This window comes from Sediminibacter sp. Hel_I_10 (genome assembly GCF_000688335.1).
In the GTDB taxonomy this organism is placed as follows: Bacteria; Bacteroidota; Bacteroidia; order Flavobacteriales; family Flavobacteriaceae; genus Psychroserpens.
On record NZ_JHZX01000001.1, the window covers coordinates 1,631,758 to 1,650,395 of the forward strand.

Genomic DNA, 18,638 nt, shown 5'->3' on the forward strand with positions numbered 1-18,638 from the left:
AAAAAATTAAATCTCAACTTCTAAGACATCTCTCCTCTTAAAGAGGTTTCAAAGATGGTCTTGAAACTTCCAAAAGATACTTTCTCCCCAAGCATGTACATCAATTTGGCCAAAGCGGATTCTGTAGTAATGTCTTTGCCAGAAATGACGCCAATGGTTTTTAGACGTGTACTGGTATCATACTGTCCCATGGCAACACTCCCACCAGCACATTGTGTTACATTTATAATAGGAGTTCCCTTTTTAATAGTGGTTTTTAAAACATCAATAAACCAAGGCTCGGTCATAGTATTGCCCGATCCATAGGTTTCTAAAACAAATCCTTTAATAGTATCAATGCCAAACAAGCTTTCTACAATAGGCTGGGAAATGCCTGGAAACAATTTAATCAATAGAATATTGGTTTCAAAGGTCTTGTGCACCACTAACTTTTTTTTAGAGTTTGGCTTAAAGAGCCGATCGTTATTCACCTTTAAATGAACGCCAGATTCCGCTAAAAACGGATAATTTAATGATTCAAAAGCTTCAAAATGCTCTGTATTGATCTTAGTGGTTCGATTTCCGCGGTATAATTTATATTCAAAATACAGGCCGACCTCTTTGATCACCGGCTTCCCATATCGCTGTAAGGATGCCATTTGTATCGATGTGATCAGGTTTTCTTTTGCATCTGTACGAAGATCACCAATTGGCAATTGGGATCCTGTAAAAATAACGGGCTTTGCTAAATTCTCTAACATAAAACTCAAAGCAGCGGCCGAATAGCTCATAGTATCACTGCCATGAAGCACCACAAAACCTTCAAAATTGTTGTAATTGTCCTCTATAAGCTCAGCAATTTTTATCCAATAATCAGGATTCATATTGCTAGAATCTATGGGATCTTCAAAAGACACCGTCTCGATGTCGCAATCCAATAAACGCAATTCTGGTATTCGTTTTAAAAGATTTTTAAAGTCAAAAGCTTTTAATGCGCCATCTTTAGGATCTTTAATCATACCAATGGTGCCACCGGTGTAGATCAATAATATGTTAGGTTGGGTTGTAGGCATCTTAAATCTTAAAAATTTCTTCTGAATTTTTTGTCGTAATCTCTGCTATTTCTGCTTCGGAAATGTTATATATCTCAGCCAGTTTTTCTAAAACATTGACCACATAGGCACTTTCGTTACGTTTTCCACGGAACGGTTTTGGCGCTAGATAAGGTGAGTCTGTCTCTAAGACAATATGCTTTAGGGCAATCTCATTCAGAAACTGATCAATTTTTCCATTCTTAAAGGTCACCACGCCACCAATACCAAGTTTCATATTTAACGAAATAGCGCGCTTTGCTTGTTCTAAAGTTCCTGTAAAGCAGTGAAAAATTCCGAAGAGACGGTCATCCTTCTCTTGCTCTAAAATTTCAAAAACCTCATCAAAAGCTTCTCTGCAATGAATTACAATAGGCAAACCATGCTTTTTAGCTAAGACTATTTGATGTCTAAAGGCCAACTGTTGAATTTCTAACGTTGATTGATCCCAATATAGATCAATTCCAATTTCACCAACCGCATAAAATGTATGCGTGTCTAACATCTCTTCAACATGCTCAAGCTCTTCCTTATAATTTTCTTTAACGTGGGTAGGATGCAATCCCATCATTAAAAATACATGATCAGGATAATTGTTCTTGAGCTCCAACATAGATTTTGTGTAGGTAGAATCAATTGCAGGAATAAAAAAGCGTTTCACATTCTTTGCCAAGGCACGCTCAATCATTTCTGATCGATCCTCGTCAAAGGCTTCGCTATATAAATGGGTATGGGTATCTGTAATTATCATACCACAAAATTAATTGATTTTATTGGCTTCGCTGAATTCGTGACCGCATAATCTGCTAGAAGAATAAAAATCAGTTTGATTGAAAACTAAGTTGATTGTTTTAAAATAAAATAAGGCCACTTCAGTACATTAAGCCCTATCGTTTTATATTTGTGTAAATTCTTAAAGAATTATGGAGCAAGAGTTACAAAGTTTTCTCATTAACAGAGGATACACCAAGGTCAAGTTGAAATTGACCAAGACCAATCATTTTGAGATCAAAGCCGTTATCAATGGCATTAAAGGCCTTTTTATTTTAGATACCGGAGCATCTACATCTTGTGTTGGTTTTGAGGCCATCAAAACCTTTAAGCTCATCGCCACCGATTCTCCTATTAAAGCGGCAGGCGCTGGAGCTACAGATATGCTCACTCAAATGTCTAAGAAAAATACCCTTAAAATCGGGAAATGGAAGAAAGAAAAAGTAGCGCTTATCTTATTTAACCTTACACACGTTAATACGGCCTTAACCAGCCATAATTCAAAACCTGTTGATGGCATCATAGGCGCAGACGTTCTTAAAAAAGGAAAGGCCATTATTGATTACGAAAAGAAATATCTTTACCTCAAGTTGTAAGGGTTTTATGGCATTTTAATTAAAATCTACCTATCTTTAATGCATAATCCCTCTGATTAATAGCATTAATGCCTACCTCTATAGTAATTGCAGACGATCATCCTTTAATCCTTAAAGGGTTAAACGATTTTTTAACTGAAAAAAAATACGATGTTCTTGCCAAGGCCAAAAATGGCAAAGACGCTCTAACGTTAATCAAAGCTCATGAACCTGAAATAGCGGTTTTAGACATACAAATGCCATTTCTCACAGGTATTGAAGTCGCCAAGCAGTGCAAAGCATCTGATATTTCAACAAAAATCATTCTTATTACCTTCGAGAAAAGTGAAACTATATTTAAGGAAGCCATGTCTAATAGTAATACCTATGGTTATATTCTAAAAGAGTTTGCTATTGAAGAAATCGAGAACTGTATTGCTGAGGTTTTATTGGGACGCCGGTATTCTAGTCCTGAACTACTTGACTACCTTGAAAAAAAAGAGATTCCAGCAGAATTAAAGACACTTACCGACACCGAATTGAAAATTTTGAAATTGGTCTTGGAGAATAAAACCGCCAAAGAAATTGGAAAATTGCTGTTTTGCTCTGATAGAACCGTTGAAAAACATAAAAGTCATATTAGAACAAAACTTAATTTATCTTCAAAAATGCAGAGCATGGCCATTTATGCAAAAGAATATGAAGCATTTTTATTAAAATATACGTAGAACTACGTATTGACATCCTCGAATTAATTGTGCAACTTTGTAAGGCTATTAATTCTTTAGGGAGAATTATATTTCTGAAACCTGAATCATTCTTTTGATTCGGGTTTCTTTTTTTGTTATTTTTCAAAAGCACAGATCATAAAACCACCCAATCTCTGCTCATGCGCTTTACCGCTATTTCAAGTGCAAATCGCATAAAACTTAGGAAGCTAAGAACATCTTGAGAGCATAATTTCACGAAATCTTCTAAAAATAGAGTTTTTAAAATTAATAAATAACTGTATTTCAGTATTTTAGGTTTTAAAATTTGAAATATACGTAGTTCTACGTATTGTGGCGCATCTATATAATGTCGAAATTTACACTAAGCTATTAATCATTCTTAGTTTTTATCCTTTATGAATTAAGGGATTTTAAAGCCTTAGATTTCAAACCTCTAAGGCTTTTAATAAAAAACTCAGAACTCTATAAAATTGAAAATATATGGAAACCATGAAAGACAAAGACAGCATTACCAATAAAACATTTATTGTAGGCTTAATCTTAAGTGCCGTTTTAATTATCGCAATAAATGTTCTTGTTAATTTCTTTTAGTTAGTTACCTGTTAGTTAAAAACGAAAAAGCGCAAACCAAGTTATTGGTATTGCGCTTTTTTTATATCGTTGAAATAGAGTTTACATCTCTAAGGCACGCTTAACATCACCATCCATCAATAATTCTGTTGGATTTTCAAGTGCTTCTTTAATGGCTACTAAGAACCCTACAGATTCTTTACCATCAATAATTCTATGATCATAAGACAGCGCTACGTACATGATAGGTCTAATTTCTACGTGACCATCAATAGCAACAGGACGCTCTACAATATTATGCATTCCTAAAATTCCACTCTGTGGTGGGTTAATGATTGGGGTGGATAGCATCGATCCAAAAACACCTCCATTAGAAATGGTAAATGTTCCTCCAGTCATTTCATCAACAGTAATTTTACCATCGCGAGCTCTTAGTGCCAAACGCTTAACTTCTGCTTCAACACCTCTAAAACTCAAGTTTTCTGCATTTCTAATAACAGGTACCATTAATCCTTTTGGCCCTGATACCGCAATACTAATATCACAAAAATCATAACTTAGCATTTCTTTGCCATCAATCATTGAGTTTACAGCAGGATACATTTTTAACGCACGAACTACAGCTAAGGTAAAGAAACTCATAAACCCAAGTCCTACGCCATGTTTTGCCTTAAAGTCTTCTTTATACTGCTTACGCAATTCAAAAATAGGTGACATATCTACTTCGTTAAAAGTAGTTAGCATGGCTGTAGTATTCTTAGCTTCTACCAAACGCTCTGCGACTTTACGTCTCAGCATTGACATTTTACTTCTAGACTCTCCACGTTTTCCACCACCAGGTGTTCCCATAGAAGGCTTAGCATTTACAGCATCGTCTTTTGTAATGCGTCCGTCCTTTCCTGTCCCAGAAACTGAAGAAGCATCCATACCTTTTTCTGCTAATACTTTTTTAGCTGCCGGACTAGCCGTGCCAGAAGCATAAGTTTTCTCTGCAGGATTATCCGCTTTTGCATGATTCTCCTCATTTGGTGTAGCCTTTTGGTCTTTAGCAACGTCTTCTTCTGCGCTAGAGTTGCCACCTTCATCTCCTCCTTTATAAGTATCTGGCTCATCTTTTGCCGCATCGGTACTTGGCTTTTCGGCACTAGTATCAATTAAGCAAACCACTTGACCTACTTCTACCGCATCTCCTTCTTCAGCTTTAAGGGTAATTATCCCACTCGCTTCTGCAGGAAGTTCTAATGTGGCTTTATCGCTATCAACCTCAGCAATTGCTTGGTCTTTTTCTACATAATCCCCGTCTTCTACTAACCATTCTGCAATTTCTACTTCGGTTATCGATTCGCCTGGCGAAGGCACTTTCATTTCTAGAATCATACGTTTTGTTGTTTATACTTTTATTCCTGTTGTGGGAAACTATTCTTTTTTTGCTTTATTGTTATCTCCTAATCGCTATTGATCTGGCAGCTTAACGTTGTTGATTGTCCTTGCTTTTATCAAAAACAAAATCAATGACTTCTTGGTGACGTTTTTTAGATCTCACGGCACTACCTGCAGCAGGAGCACCATAAGGTCGTCTTGTTGCAGCTCTAAACGTTTTAGCTTCGTCAAGATGCATCAACATATGACTGTAAGCCCCCATGTTTCTTGGTTCTTCTTGAGCCCAAACAATATCTTTGGCCTTACTGTATTTTTTAATCATTGCCTTAATTTGCTCAGCAGGCAAAGGAAATAATTGTTCCACTCTTACCAAGGCCACATCCTTTCGTTCTAATTGGCCACGCTCTTCTAGCAAATCATAATAAAACTTACCAGTGACAAAAACTAAGGTTTTTGCGTCATCTGCCTTTATCGTCTCATCATCGATCACCATTTTAAAGCTACCATTTGCAAACTCGTCAACAGTAGATACAACCAACGGGTGGCGCAGTAAACTTTTAGGTGTAAAAATAATTAATGGCTTTCTAAATTCGGCCTTCATCTGCTTGCGCAACAAGTGATACATGTTAGCAGGTGTTGTACAGTCCATCACAAACATGTTGTCTTTAGCACATAATTGAAGGTAGCGTTCCATTCTTGCAGAAGAATGCTCTGCTCCTTGGCCTTCATACCCATGAGGCAGTAACATCACCAATCCGTTTTGCAGCTTCCATTTATCTTCTGCTGCGGAAATGTATTGGTCGAGCATAATTTGCGCGCCATTACTAAAATCTCCAAATTGAGCTTCCCAAATGGTAAGTGTCTTAGGGCTTGCCATGGCATAACCATAATCAAAACCTACAACGCCATATTCTGAAAGAAGCGAATTATAAATATAAAAATTCCCTTGTTTCTCGCTAATTTGGTTGAGCAGTAGGATTTCCTCTTCGCTATCTTCCACTTTAACTACGGCATGTCTATGAGAAAAAGTACCACGTTCAACATCTTGTCCAGACATTCTGACATCGTAACCTTCTTCTAATAAAGTTCCGTAAGCCAAATGTTCTGCCATGGCCCAATCCAATTTATTCTCATCAAACATGGTTTGTCGAGATTGTACTAAGCGCTCTATTTTACGAATAAACTTCTTATCCTCTGGCAAGTTGCTGATCACCTTAGTGATTTTAGCCAAACCTTCCCTAGAATACGTCGTATCTATATCTTGAATCATCTTGTCTTCAATAACGTTATGGTAGTTTTCCCATTCGTCTTGCATGAAAGGCGTGATGACTGTTTTATCTATTTTTCTGGAATCCTCAAGGTTCTCCTCAAGTTTTTCCTTGTAATCTTTTTCTAGTTTAGAAACATAATCGTCTGAAATAACGCCGTCGGCGATCAATTTTTCAGCATAGATGTCTCTTGGATTTTGATGTTTTGAAATGGCTTTATACAACTTAGGTTGCGTAAAACGCGGCTCGTCTCCTTCGTTATGTCCATATTTACGATAGCCCAATAGATCAATAAACACGTCGCGTTTAAACGTCATTCTAAAATGAAGCGCAAACAACATGGCATGTACCACAGCTTCTGCATCATCGGCATTAACATGCAATACTGGTGACAGCGTTACTTTACCAACATCTGTACAATAGGTACTAGACCTTCCGTCAAGATAGTTTGTGGTAAATCCAATTTGGTTATTGACTACAATGTGAATGGTCCCATTGGTTTTGTAACCATCAAGGTTAGCCATTTGTACCACTTCGTAAACAACACCTTGCCCAGCAATGGCGGCATCTCCATGTACAATAATTGGTAACACTTGAGAAGGATCATCTTTATATTTATGATCTTGTTTAGCTCTAACAATCCCTTCAACAACGGCACCTACAGTTTCTAGATGCGAAGGGTTTGGTGCAATATTCAAATTGATATCGTGGCCACCTTCTGTTTTGCGATTGCTCGTCCAACCTAAATGGTACTTAACATCTCCATCAAATACTTCTTGTTCGTAATCCTTTCCGTCAAATTCACTAAAAATATCCTCAGCAGATTTTCCGAAGATATTTGTTAAGGTACTCAAACGACCACGGTGGGCCATGCCCATTACAAACTCCTTAACCCCTTTTTTGGCCGCATTTTCAATAAGAGAATCTAAGGCAGGAATTAAAGATTCGTTACCCTCTAATGAAAATCGCTTTTGACCAACGTATTTTGTATGAAGGAAACTTTCAAAAGAAACAGCTTCATTTAACTTTTTGAGAATATGCTTTTTTTCTTCAGCAGAAAAATTAGGTTGATTGTCATTGATGTTGAGTTGATCTTGAATCCACTGTATTTCCTTTGGATTTCTAATATACATGTACTCAACTCCAATGGCATCACAATAAATACTCTCTAAATGCTCAATGATTTTACGTAAAGACTGTTTGCCAATACCTAAAATATCACCAGCATCAAATTCGGTATCTAAATCGGAATTAGAAAGTCCAAAGTTTTCAAGAGCTAAAGTAGGCTCGTACTGCCTACGGGCTCTAACGGGGTTGGTCTTGGTGAATAAATGGCCTCGATTACGATAGCCGTCTATCAATTTAACCACTTGAAACTCTTTTTGCACATGCTCGGGAACTTGAGCTGTCGCTTTTTCTCCAGCATTAGTTTCAACAACGTAATCATCGCTGCCAACACTTTCGCTACCAAAATCGAAGCCCTGAAAAAAGGCGCGCCAACTAGGTTCAACGGAGTCTGGGTTTTCTAAATATTGGTCGTATAAATCGGCAAAATAAGCCGTATGTGCTGCGTTTAAAAAGGAATATTTATCCATTATGGGGTTTGAATCGTTTTCGCTTCAACAAAATTTAATCAAAAATACAACTTTTACTAAAAACAGTGGTGATTTTGATATATTTATGGCAGTTTTAGACTTCAATTTTTACGATATGAACCTTTCAATAGCCATCAAGACAAAAACGTTAACAGTTTTTATGATTTGTAGCCTACTTAGCTTGGCTTCATTTACGCAAAATCAAGAAGAAAACTCTCAATTTTGGAGACATGTTCGTTTTGGTGGAGGTTTAGGTCTAAGTTTTGGTGATGGCTTTTTTAGTGCCAGCTTGGCCCCAAGTGCTATTTATCAATTTGAAGCACCTTTTGCTTTAGGTGTGGGTTTAAATGGTACCTACAACAGCTTAAAAAACGCTTATAGCTCGACGATATTTGGAGGGAGTATTATAGGCCTATTTAATCCCATAAATGAAATTCAACTTTCAGCAGAATTTGAAGAGCTCAACGTCAACCGTAAATTTGATAGCGAGATCTTGAATGATGAAAATTACTGGTATCCTGCACTTTTTGTAGGTGTAGGCTATAGTTCTAAAAATGTGACTTTTGGAATTAGGTACGATCTATTATATGATAAGGATAAAAGCATTTACATCGATCCGTTTGTACCGTTTGTGAGGTTCTATTTTTAAGTTTAAGAATACATCTTTCTAAACCACACCTTTTGCCACTCCCGCTGGCATATTAAAAACGTGACGTCTTCAGAGAGCTTAAACATATCACTACCATCGAGTTGCTTAATTTTATCTTCGGAAACATCTATGATGTAAAGCACATTGAGATACTCTGCAAATTTTTGCTGAATCAACTTATAGACCACTTCATGCAACATCACCTTTAGACTTGTGGGAAGAATTTCGAGATCAAAATCTAAGTCAATATTAGCAAGTAGAAAGTCTTTATTGAGCTGTTCAACAAACTTTGTATACAAATCAGATTGCTGAGCTTCTTGTATCAAAGCATCAAAAGTGGATGGTAATACCATTAGACCGTTCGATTCATAAGCTGGTTTCCAAAAGCTTTGAGCGCTGTTTTGTTTTCTTCTGAAATTTTAAGATCCTCTAACACAGAAAATGCCAACTGGGTATAGTTTTCAATTTCTTGCTTGGTAGCATTTGCCGCCCCACTAGACTCAAATAAACGCTTAACTGTCTCTATCTTATCGGTGGCATCGGTGGGGTTAATACCATATAGGTGCATCAACTGTCTTTGGTCTGCTGTATTAGAAAACTCTACTGCCTTTAAGTACAGGTATGTTTTCTTATTTTCAATAATATCCCCTCCTACTTGCTTTCCAAAAGTTTCTGGATCTCCAAAAGCATCCAAATAATCGTCTTGTAACTGAAAAGCAATTCCTAGATTTTTTCCGAAGTCATAAATAGCACGTTGACACTGTGGTGATGCTTTGGCCACAATCGCACCCATTTTCATGGCAGCGCCTACGAGTACTGCCGTTTTGAATTCAATCATTTTGAGATATTCAGCAATAGTGACATCGTCCCTAGACTCAAAATCAACATCGTATTGCTGACCTTCACAAACTTCTAAAGCCGTTTTACTAAATAATCTTGCTAATGCTTGAAACACCTCTGGCTCGTAATTTTCAAACAACTGATAAGCCATAATCAACATGGCGTCTCCAGAGAGAATGCCCGTATTAATATCCCATTTTTCATGTACGGTTTCTTGACCTCTACGCAAAGGGGCATCGTCCATAATATCATCATGAACCAAGGAAAAATTATGAAACACTTCAATGCTCAAGGCTGCATCTAAGCCATTATTATAGTTGCCGCCAAAGATTTCTGTAGTCATTAAGGTCAAGACTGGTCTTAGACGCTTACCTCCCAGTTGCAGGATGTAATGAATAGGATCATATAGAGAGCTAGGTTCTTGAGGCTTGACAAAAGTGTTGAGATAATTCACGAAAGCATCGTGATAAGTCTTAATGTGCTGCATCCTGCAAAAATAATCGAAATTGTTTTTAAACTCAATAAATAATAGGGAGAAGTGCCAATGTTAAATTAACATTAATACTAAGGAAACTATTTTTGTTTTTAAAGTTTCCTGTTGTACATTTGCGCCATCGTTAAAAAGTAGTACCACTATTTTTTTAAGACCTACAAATGAAACAACAAATTATAATAAAGTCTGCAGATCTGTTTTTAAACCTAGGGTTCAAAAGCGTTACTATGGATGACATTGCTCATGAGATGGGTATTTCCAAAAAAACCATCTATCAGCATTTTGACAATAAAACCAAATTGGTAGAAGCAGCGATGCTCCACGTTTTTGAGAATGTTGCCTGTGGTATAGACCACATTCGCGAACTTAATGTCAATCCTATTGAAGAAATATTTAAGATCAAGCAATTTGTAATGGAGCATTTAAAGGATGAAAAATCGTCGCCACAGTACCAGCTTCAAAAATATTATCCTAAAATATATGCTGGCTTAAGAATAAAGCAATTTGAGGTAATGCAAAGTTGTGTCAAACAAAATTTACAGCGTGGTGTTGAACTAGGCCTTTATAGAGATAGCATAAATATTGAGTTTGTATCAAGAATTTATTTCAACGGCATGCTCGCACTAAAAGATCAGGAGCTATTCCCTCTTAAAAAGTTTTCTATGAATGCGCTTATGGAGCACTATTTAGAATATCACCTTCGAGGCATTTGCTCACCCAAAGGTGTTGAATTCTTATTATCATTAAATCAATTAAAACCAACCAATTAATTAAAAGTAATGACAAAGTATTTTATATATTTAGCGGTTTTACTCGCTGCTAACCTGGGTTTGGCACAAGAAGTGCCATCAAGCCTGTCCCTGCAAGAAGCTATAGACTATGCGTTAACACATAACCGTACGGCCATTAATGCCGCACGCGATATTGACGCCGCCGAACAACAAAAATGGGAAACCACAGCAAGCGGACTTCCACAAATAAGTGCAAGTGTTGACTATCAAAATTATCTAAAACAACAAGTACAGGTTATTCCTGCAGAGTTTTTTGGTGGTGTTCAAGGCGAATTTGCAGAAGTGGTATTTGGCACAAAGCAAAGCGTTAATGCTTTTGCACGATTAGATCAGCAAATTTTTGATGGTTCTTATATCGTGGCGTTACAATCTGCCAAAGTATTTTTAGACATCTCAAAAAATTCTAAAATCAAGACCGATCTAGAAGTTAGAAAATCGGTAATTGATGCCTACGGAAATGTGCTTTTAGCAGAAGAAAGCGTCACTATTTTGGAACGTAATATCGAAGTGCTTGAGAAAAATCTTTATGAAACCAATAAAATCTATGAAAATGGATTGGAAGAAGAAGAGAGCGTAGAGCAACTTCAAATTACCTTATCGGGTGTTCAAAGCAACCTCAATAATACGCAGCGCCTTAAGAAATTAGCTTATCAAATGCTCAATATTAATTTAGGCATAGATGTGTATCATAATCTATCGCTTACTGATGATCTAGAGTCACTAGCGCAAGCCAATCAGTCTTTAGCTTTATTGGAAGCAGATAATAATCCGTCTACTACGATTGATTATCAAATTGCCGAAAATGACACTAGAGCCAAAGAGCTTCAGTTAAAACTTGAAAAAAGCAAGGCACTCCCAACGCTTAATGCCTTTATAAATGGGGGCTACTCTGCTTTTGAAGATGACTTCAATTTTCTAAAAAAAGAGCAAGACTGGTTCGGCTCATCTTTAATAGGTGTCAATCTCAGTATTCCTATTTTTAGTTCAGGAATGCGACATGCCTCAACCCAACGTGCAAAAATAAATTTGGAAAAATCTAAAACCGAGCTGAATCAAACAGAACAGCGCTTAAAGCTAGAAATTGAATCTGCTAAAAGTGACTACCAGTTTGCTCTTGAAGATTACAATAATAAAAAAGAAAATCTCGCACTCGCAGAACGCATCGAGCAAAAAAACCAAACTAAATTCTTTGAAGGTATCGGCTCTAGTTTTGAACTGAGACAGGCTCAAACCCAATTATATACCGCACAACAAGAATTGCTTCAAGCCATGCTGGATGTCATCAATTCTAAAGCGGCATTAGAAACCGTATTAAATTCACCAATCAACAATTAAAAATCCAATCCAAATGAAACATATATTTCAAATTTTTATTTTAGCCCTTATCGTGGTCTCGTGTTCTGGAGAGAAAAAGAACTCGGTAGAGAACGTTTTAGAAAACGGTAATATTGAAACACTTAGAAAAAAACGTGGAGAACTTGTTAACGAAAGACAAGCGCTCAATGATGACATCAAACTTTTAGATGATAAAATAAAGACCATAGACACTACCAAGAACATTCCTCTCATCTCTACGCATAAGGTAGACACAGAAGTATTTAAACACGTACTTGAGCTTCAAGGTAATGTTACCACCAAAAACCTTCTTACCATTACACCAGAGTACAACGGTATTTTGACCAATGTTTACGTTAAAGAAGGTCAAAAAGTAACTAAAGGTCAGTTACTTGCCAAAATTGATGATGGCGGATTAAGCCAACAGGTTGCACAATTACAAATTCAAACCGAATTGGCTAAAACCACCTATGAGCGTCAAAAGAGACTTTGGGAGCAAAACATTGGTAGTGAGATTCAATATTTACAAGCAAAATCTACTTATGAGTCTCAACAAGAGGCTGTAAACCAACAACAGCAGCAAGTTGCTAAAACAATGATCAAGGCGCCTTTTTCAGGAACCATTGACGATGTTATTACAGAGCAAGGAAGTGTTGTTGCTGCAGGCCAAACACCATTGATGCGCATTGTTAACCTTGATGACATGTATATTGAAACCGAAGTACCTGAGCGTTATGTCTCTGATGTTGTAAAAGGTAAAAATGTAAAAGTTGAACTTCCTGTTCTTGGAAAAACGGTAGATACTGAAATTCGCCAAGCAAGTAATTTCATCAACCCTGCCAACAGAACATTTAAGGTTGAGGTCGAAATCCCTAATAAGGATAAAAGCATCAAGCCCAACTTAACCGCGAGATTGAAAATAAACGACTATACCAGTGAAGATGCCATTTTGATTCCACAAAGTGTGATTTCAGAAAATGCTGAAGGTGATCAATATGTGTACGTAGTTAAAGATAAAAATTCTAAAAATGTCGGTACAGCCAAACGTGTTATTATTGAAACTGGACGTACCCAAGGCGATGTTATTGAAGTATTAAGCGGCCTAGAAAAAAATGACGAGATTATTGAAGAAGGCGCAAGAAGCGTTAGAGATGGCCAATCTGTAGAAGTTATTAACTATAAAGAAACCCAAGTCAATGGAAACTAAAAAGAAAAAATTTGTAGACAAGGAATTTGGGATGTCTTCGTGGGCAATCAACAACAAAACCACGATGTATGTTCTTATTCTCGTATTCTTTTACTTAGGCGTTTCTGCGTTTTTCAGCATGCCCAGGGAAAACTTCCCAGAGGTTAATGAAACAAAGATTTATATAAGCTCCATTTTTCCCGGTAATACCGCGGAAGATATTGAAAAGCTTGTCACTGATCCTTTAGAAGATCAGCTCAAAACAGTGAGTAATGTTGTAGAAATCACCTCAACCTCTCAAGAAGACTATTCTATAGTGGTGGTAGAGTTTGATGAGCACATCACTGTTGAAGAAGCTAAGCAAAAAGTCAAAGATGAAATTGATAGTGAAACTTCTGGTGAAGATTGGCCAACCTTTAATGGTGCTAAAGTAGAACCAGATGTATTTGCCTTGAGTTTATCTGAAGAACAGCCTATCTTGAACATTAATATTTCCGGAGATTACCCTGTAGAAAAATTAAAAGATTTTGCCGAATACCTTCAAGATGAAATTGAGGATTTGCAAGAAATCAAAAAGGCAGACATTAGAGGTGCTCAAGATAAAGAGGTGGAAGTTGCTGTTGACATCTACAAAATGATGGCCGCTAAGGTCACGTTTACAGATATCATCAATGCCATAAACGGAGGCAATACCACCATGTCTGCTGGAAATTTGAAGGCTAGCGGACAACGACGTACCATTAGAATTTTAGGAGAGATCGATGATCCTGAAGAGTTAGAGAATTTTGTGGTAAAGGCAGAAAATGGCAATCCTATCTACCTTAAAGATGTTGGCACTGTAACCTTCCATGAAGAAGACAAAACCACTTTTGCTAGAAAATCTGGTGACCCTGTGGTCATGTTAGACGTTAAAAAACGTGCTGGTAAAAACATGGTGGCAGCGGCAGAGCAAATCCAAGTGATTGTTCAAGATGCCATTGAAAATGAGTTTCCGCAAGATTTAAATGTATCTATAACCAATGATCAATCTGAAAAGACCATTGGACAAGTAGATGATCTGGTTAACAATATCATTTTTGGTGTAATCTTGGTTGTCACTGTTTTAATGTTCTTTTTAGGATTTAAAAATGCCCTATTTGTAGGTTTTGCAATCCCTATGTCTATGTTCATGTCTCTCATGATCTTAAACCTGATGGGCTATAGCTTAAACACCATGGTGCTTTTTGGCCTTATTATGGGACTTGGTATGTTGGTGGATAATGGTATTGTGGTTGTAGAAAACGTATACCGTTTGATGGAAGATGAAGGTATGAGTAGAACTGAAGCCGCTAAAAAAGGCATTGGTGAAATTGCCTTCCCTATTATCATTTCGACCTTAACTACGGTGGCGGCATTTGTGCCCTTAGGTCTTTGGCCTGGTATTATGGGAGAGTTCATGAAGATTTTACCAATTACCTTATCTGTAGTATTAGGATCCTCACTATTTGTGGCCATATTTTTCAACTCCGTTTTGGTGTCTCAATACATGAAAATTGATGATAAGGAAATGCCATTAAAAGAGATTATTAGAACAACGGCCATCATGACCGTAATTGGGGTGGCCATTCTTATTTTTGGAGGAGCCTACAGCGCATTGGGATCTGTAATGATCTTTACCGCTATTTTACTCTGGGCCTATCGCCTATTTCTTAGAAACTGGGCCAATAGTTTTCAGAACAAATCACTGGTCTCTTTAGAAAACTGGTATGAGCGCATGCTAAGAGGTGCACTTTCTAAAAAGCGTCCTTACATCTTAACCATAGGCACAGTTGTATTATTAATTGCCGCGTTTATTGCTTTTGGCATATCCTTGGGCACACAGCGTACCAAAGTGGAATTTTTTCCAGACAACAAACCCAACCAGATTATTGTCTATATAGAATACCCTCAGGGCACCGCTATAGAAAAAACAAATGCCATTACAAAGCAAATAGAAGAGCGGGTTTATGACGTGATCAATCAAGGTCAGTACATGGATGATGGCAGAAACTTCTTAGTAGAAAGTGCGGTTTCTCAAGTTGGCGAAGGCGCTGGAAATCCACAAACCGATGGCGGTTCTGCTGCAGAAATGCCCCATAAAGCAAAAATAACAGCTTCTATGCGCGAGTATAAGTACAGACGTGGTGAGGACAGTGAGTTATTGAGACAAAAAGTTCAAGAAGCACTTGTTGGTATTTATCCAGGGGTACTAATTTCCGTAGAAAAAGATGCCAATGGTCCACCAGCTGGTTCTCCAATTAACATTGAACTTCAGGGTAATGATTACAATGAACTTATTGGTGCTGCAGAACAGATGCGAGCGTTTATCAATTCGAAAAACATTGCTGGTATTGATGAGCTCAAGATTGATGTCAATAAAGATAAGCCAACAATGCTTGTTCAGGTTGATCGTGAAAAAGCAGGTGAATTAGGCATTAGTGCCTCTCAAGTAGGACAGCAGTTAAGAAATTCTATTTTTGGAGCTAAGGCAGGAATCTACAAAGAGGATGGTGACGATTTTGATATCTACGTGCGTTTTAACGAAGAGAACAGATATAATACCAGCGCCTTATTTAACCAGAACATAACCTTTAGAGATAATACTGGTCAAATCAAGGAAGTGCCTTTGTCTGCCGTAGCAAAACAGAAAAACAATTCGGGGTTTAGCGCTATTAAACACAAAGACACCAAGCGTGTGGTAACAGTGTATTCTGCCTTGGCTCCAGGATTTACAGATGCTGGTGCTATTGTGACCCAAATTCAAAATGAAATGAAAAGTTTTGAGGGGCTTCCAGAAGATATCAATATTGATTACACAGGTCAAATTGAAGAACAAAATAAGCAAATGGCCTTCTTGGTTGGAGCATTCTTTACTGGTTTGGGACTGATTTTCTTTATTTTGATATTTCAGTTTAATTCGGTTTCAAAACCGGCCATCATTATGATCGCTATTTTCTTAAGTTTTATTGGAGTATTTGGAGGTATCGTTATCTCTGGAAGTGCCTTCGTGATCATGATGACCATGGTTGGTATTATTTCATTGGCAGGGATTGTAGTTAACAATGGGGTGGTGCTCTTGGATTATGCCCAGTTATTAGTAGACAGAAAGAAAAATGATCTGGACCTAGAAGAAGATGATTACCTCGAGACCGAAGATCTTTTTGAATGTGTTGTGAGAGCTGGTAAAGCGCGTTTAAGACCTGTATTGTTAACGGCAATTACCACTATTTTAGGATTGATTCCATTAGCAATAGGTCTGAACATTAACTTTTTTACCTTGTTTTCAGAGCTCGATGCCAATATTTATATGGGTGGAGATAACGTGGTCTTTTGGGGTCCTTTAGCTTGGACCGTGATTTACGGATTACTTATAGCGACCTTCCTTACGCTTATTGTAGTTCCTATTTTATACTTTTTAAGCACAAAACTTAAAATGTGGAAAAGAGCAAAATTTAGTTCTAAAGAATTAAGGGATTCCAACGATAAAGAAATTGAATCTATTGGTCATGGTAAAGTTGCCCTAGACAAATAATAGTAAGCTTATTTTAAAACGTAGAAAATCCGGAGTTTTGACTTCGGATTTTTTACTTTTGCAATTCTAATAAATTGATATGTACAGAAGTCATAATTGTGGTGAGTTAAGAGCATCACATATTCAAACAGAAGTCACACTTGCAGGCTGGGTTCAAAAATCACGTAACAAAGGATTTATCGTTTGGGTAGATCTTCGCGATCGCTACGGCGTCACGCAACTCGTTTTTGATGAAGAGCGCACACCAAAAGAAATGATGGCTCGTGCAGAAGATCTTGGTCGTGAATTTGTAATTCAAGTTAAAGGAGAGGTGATTGAGCGTGCTTCAAAAAACCCGAACATGCCTACTGGCGATGTGGAGATTTTAGTAAAGGAACTTACGGTATTAAATGAGGCCAAATTACCACCATTTACTATTGAAGACCAAACTGACGGCGGAGAAGAGTTACGAATGAAATACCGCTACTTGGATATTCGTCGTAATCCTGTAAAAAACAGCTTGATTTTTAGACATAAAGTGACCCAAGAGGTAAGAAACTACCTTTCTAAAGAAGGCTTTATAGAAGTAGAAACACCTTACCTTATCAAATCTACACCAGAAGGTGCGCGTGATTTTGTAGTGCCTTCAAGAATGAATGAAGGTCAGTTCTACGCCCTCCCGCAATCCCCACAAACCTTTAAGCAATTGCTTATGGTTGGTGGTATGGATAAATATTTCCAAATTGTAAAATGTTTCCGTGACGAAGATCTTCGTGCCGATAGACAGCCAGAGTTTACTCAAATAGATTGTGAGATGGCCTTTATAGAGCAAGAGGATATCCTCAATGCTTTTGAAGGATTGACCCGTCATTTGCTTAAAGAAGTCAATGGTGTTGCCGTTGAAAAATTTCCGCGATTACTGTATGATGATGCCATGCGTCTCTACGGAAATGATAAACCAGACACCCGTTTTGGGATGGAGTTTGGAGAACTTAACGCTGTAGCACAACACAAGGATTTTAAAGTGTTTAATACTGCTGAATTAGTTGTAGGCATCGCCGTTCCTGGCGGAAATAGTTACACCAGAAAAGAAATTGACAAATTGATTGATTGGGTGAAGCGTCCACAAGTTGGTGCTTTAGGCATGGTCTACTCAAGATGTAATGACGATGGTAGCTATAAATCTTCAGTAGATAAATTCTATGACCAAGAAGATTTAGCGAAATGGGCAGAAGTTACTGGTGCTAAAGCCGGTGATTTAATCTGCGTACTTTCCGGAGATAAAAATAAAGTAAGAGCACAGTTAAGTGCCTTAAGAATGGAATTGGCAACGCAATTGGGCCTTAGAGACCCTAAAACTTTTGCACCACTGTGGGTCATGGATTTTCCATTATTAGAATGGGATGAAGACACAGAGCGCTACCACGCCATGCACCATCCATTTACGTCTCCAAAACCAGGACAGTTAGAACTTTTAAAAACCGATCCCGGAGCTGTTAAAGCCAATGCATATGACTTAGTACTCAACGGAAATGAAATTGGAGGTGGCTCTATTCGTATTCATGATAGAGAAACTCAAGCTCTCATGTTTGATTACTTAGGTTTTACTAAAGAAGAAGCCCAAGCACAATTTGGATTCTTAATGGATGCCTTTCAATACGGCGCTCCACCACACGGTGGGTTGGCGTTTGGATTGGACAGATTGGTTGCCATATTGGGCGGACAAGAAACCATACGTGACTTTATTGCTTTCCCTAAAAACAACAACGGCCGTGATGTTATGATTGATGCACCAGCACCAATTGATGATGAACAACTGGCAGAACTGAGTTTAAAATTAAACTTGAAAAAATAA

Annotated in this window: 14 protein-coding genes; 8 read left to right on the forward strand and 6 right to left on the reverse strand. The window is 37.6% G+C overall.

Going from position 1 to position 18,638, the window contains the following annotated elements:
- Positions 1–20: 20 nt before the first annotated feature.
- The gene (locus P176_RS0107295; protein ID WP_026754083.1) at positions 21–1,052 is read right to left on the reverse strand and encodes an asparaginase; all 1,032 of its coding nucleotides are present in this window, start codon (positions 1,050–1,052) and stop codon (positions 21–23) included.
- A 1-nt stretch (position 1,053) separates the two neighbouring features.
- Complete coding sequence (locus P176_RS0107300; protein WP_026754084.1) at positions 1,054–1,821, reverse strand: TatD family hydrolase; 768 nt, start codon at positions 1,819–1,821, stop codon at positions 1,054–1,056.
- 172 nt (positions 1,822–1,993) lie between these two features.
- Here P176_RS0107300 and P176_RS0107305 point away from each other — a divergent pair, with 172 nt between their 5' ends.
- Positions 1,994–2,437, forward strand: a complete 444-nt coding sequence (locus tag P176_RS0107305; protein WP_026754085.1) for a retropepsin-like aspartic protease — start codon at positions 1,994–1,996, stop codon at positions 2,435–2,437.
- Positions 2,438–2,505: 68 nt separating this feature from the next.
- On the forward strand, positions 2,506–3,144 hold the full coding sequence (locus P176_RS0107310; RefSeq protein ID WP_026754086.1) for a response regulator transcription factor: 639 nt from the start codon (positions 2,506–2,508) through the stop codon (positions 3,142–3,144).
- Positions 3,145–3,819: 675 nt separating this feature from the next.
- Here P176_RS0107310 and odhB read toward each other — a convergent pair.
- Entirely contained in the window at positions 3,820–5,094 is a 1,275-nt protein-coding gene (gene odhB / locus P176_RS0107320; protein ID WP_026754087.1) for a 2-oxoglutarate dehydrogenase complex dihydrolipoyllysine-residue succinyltransferase, read from the reverse strand.
- Between the two features lie 91 nt (positions 5,095–5,185).
- Positions 5,186–7,960 (reverse strand): 2-oxoglutarate dehydrogenase E1 component, encoded by a 2,775-nt coding sequence (locus P176_RS0107325; protein WP_026754088.1) that lies wholly within the window; start codon positions 7,958–7,960, stop codon positions 5,186–5,188.
- A gap of 115 nt (positions 7,961–8,075) precedes the next feature.
- Here P176_RS0107325 and P176_RS0107330 point away from each other — a divergent pair, with 115 nt between their 5' ends.
- Positions 8,076–8,609, forward strand: a complete 534-nt coding sequence (locus P176_RS0107330) for a hypothetical protein (protein ID WP_037349196.1) — start codon at positions 8,076–8,078, stop codon at positions 8,607–8,609.
- Positions 8,610–8,611: 2 nt separating this feature from the next.
- On the opposite strand, the gene P176_RS0107335 is transcribed toward P176_RS0107330, so the two are convergent.
- Together P176_RS0107335 and P176_RS0107340 are read right to left on the reverse strand one after the other, a co-directional pair.
- Entirely contained in the window at positions 8,612–8,962 is a 351-nt protein-coding gene (locus tag P176_RS0107335; RefSeq protein WP_026754090.1) for a hypothetical protein, read from the reverse strand.
- Positions 8,962–9,936: a polyprenyl synthetase family protein gene (locus tag P176_RS0107340; protein WP_026754091.1), complete on the reverse strand. Its 975-nt coding sequence runs from the start codon at positions 9,934–9,936 to the stop codon at positions 8,962–8,964. The genes P176_RS0107335 and P176_RS0107340 overlap by 1 nt, the downstream gene beginning before the upstream one ends.
- Before the next feature lie 167 nt (positions 9,937–10,103).
- Here P176_RS0107340 and P176_RS0107345 point away from each other — a divergent pair, with 167 nt between their 5' ends.
- From P176_RS0107345 to aspS, 5 genes are all read left to right on the forward strand, one after another.
- Positions 10,104–10,712 carry a TetR/AcrR family transcriptional regulator gene (locus tag P176_RS0107345; protein ID WP_026754092.1) on the forward strand — a complete coding sequence of 203 codons (609 nt, stop codon included), beginning with the start codon at positions 10,104–10,106 and terminating at the stop codon, positions 10,710–10,712.
- A 9-nt stretch (positions 10,713–10,721) separates the two neighbouring features.
- On the forward strand, positions 10,722–12,068 hold the full coding sequence (locus P176_RS0107350; RefSeq protein WP_026754093.1) for a TolC family protein: 1,347 nt from the start codon (positions 10,722–10,724) through the stop codon (positions 12,066–12,068).
- A 13-nt stretch (positions 12,069–12,081) separates the two neighbouring features.
- The gene (locus P176_RS0107355; protein WP_026754094.1) at positions 12,082–13,275 is read left to right on the forward strand and encodes an efflux RND transporter periplasmic adaptor subunit; all 1,194 of its coding nucleotides are present in this window, start codon (positions 12,082–12,084) and stop codon (positions 13,273–13,275) included.
- Positions 13,265–16,804, forward strand: coding sequence for an efflux RND transporter permease subunit (locus tag P176_RS0107360; protein ID WP_026754095.1), 3,540 nt, complete (start codon positions 13,265–13,267; stop codon positions 16,802–16,804). The genes P176_RS0107355 and P176_RS0107360 overlap by 11 nt, the downstream gene beginning before the upstream one ends.
- A gap of 79 nt (positions 16,805–16,883) precedes the next feature.
- On the forward strand, positions 16,884–18,638 hold the full coding sequence (aspS, locus tag P176_RS0107365) for an aspartate--tRNA ligase (RefSeq protein ID WP_026754096.1): 1,755 nt from the start codon (positions 16,884–16,886) through the stop codon (positions 18,636–18,638).

Excerpts from the sequence above, each read along its gene's own strand:
- P176_RS0107325 (WP_026754088.1), bottom strand. The coding sequence starts at position 7,960 with ATGGATAAATATTCCTTTTTAAACGCAGCACATACGGCTTATTTTGCC.
- P176_RS0107345 (WP_026754092.1), top strand. The coding sequence starts at position 10,104 with ATGAAACAACAAATTATAATAAAGTCTGCAGATCTGTTTTTAAACCTA.
- P176_RS0107295 (WP_026754083.1), bottom strand. The coding sequence starts at position 1,052 with ATGCCTACAACCCAACCTAACATATTATTGATCTACACCGGTGGCACC.
- P176_RS0107305 (WP_026754085.1), top strand. The coding sequence starts at position 1,994 with ATGGAGCAAGAGTTACAAAGTTTTCTCATTAACAGAGGATACACCAAG.
- P176_RS0107340 (WP_026754091.1), bottom strand. The coding sequence starts at position 9,936 with ATGCAGCACATTAAGACTTATCACGATGCTTTCGTGAATTATCTCAAC.
- P176_RS0107360 (WP_026754095.1), top strand. The coding sequence starts at position 13,265 with ATGGAAACTAAAAAGAAAAAATTTGTAGACAAGGAATTTGGGATGTCT.
- P176_RS0107355 (WP_026754094.1), top strand. The coding sequence starts at position 12,082 with ATGAAACATATATTTCAAATTTTTATTTTAGCCCTTATCGTGGTCTCG.
- P176_RS0107330 (WP_037349196.1), top strand. The coding sequence starts at position 8,076 with ATGAACCTTTCAATAGCCATCAAGACAAAAACGTTAACAGTTTTTATG.
- P176_RS0107300 (WP_026754084.1), bottom strand. The coding sequence starts at position 1,821 with ATGATAATTACAGATACCCATACCCATTTATATAGCGAAGCCTTTGAC.
- aspS (WP_026754096.1), top strand. The coding sequence starts at position 16,884 with ATGTACAGAAGTCATAATTGTGGTGAGTTAAGAGCATCACATATTCAA.
- P176_RS0107335 (WP_026754090.1), bottom strand. The coding sequence starts at position 8,962 with ATGGTATTACCATCCACTTTTGATGCTTTGATACAAGAAGCTCAGCAA.
- odhB (WP_026754087.1), bottom strand. The coding sequence starts at position 5,094 with ATGATTCTAGAAATGAAAGTGCCTTCGCCAGGCGAATCGATAACCGAA.
- P176_RS0107350 (WP_026754093.1), top strand. The coding sequence starts at position 10,722 with ATGACAAAGTATTTTATATATTTAGCGGTTTTACTCGCTGCTAACCTG.
- P176_RS0107310 (WP_026754086.1), top strand. The coding sequence starts at position 2,506 with ATGCCTACCTCTATAGTAATTGCAGACGATCATCCTTTAATCCTTAAA.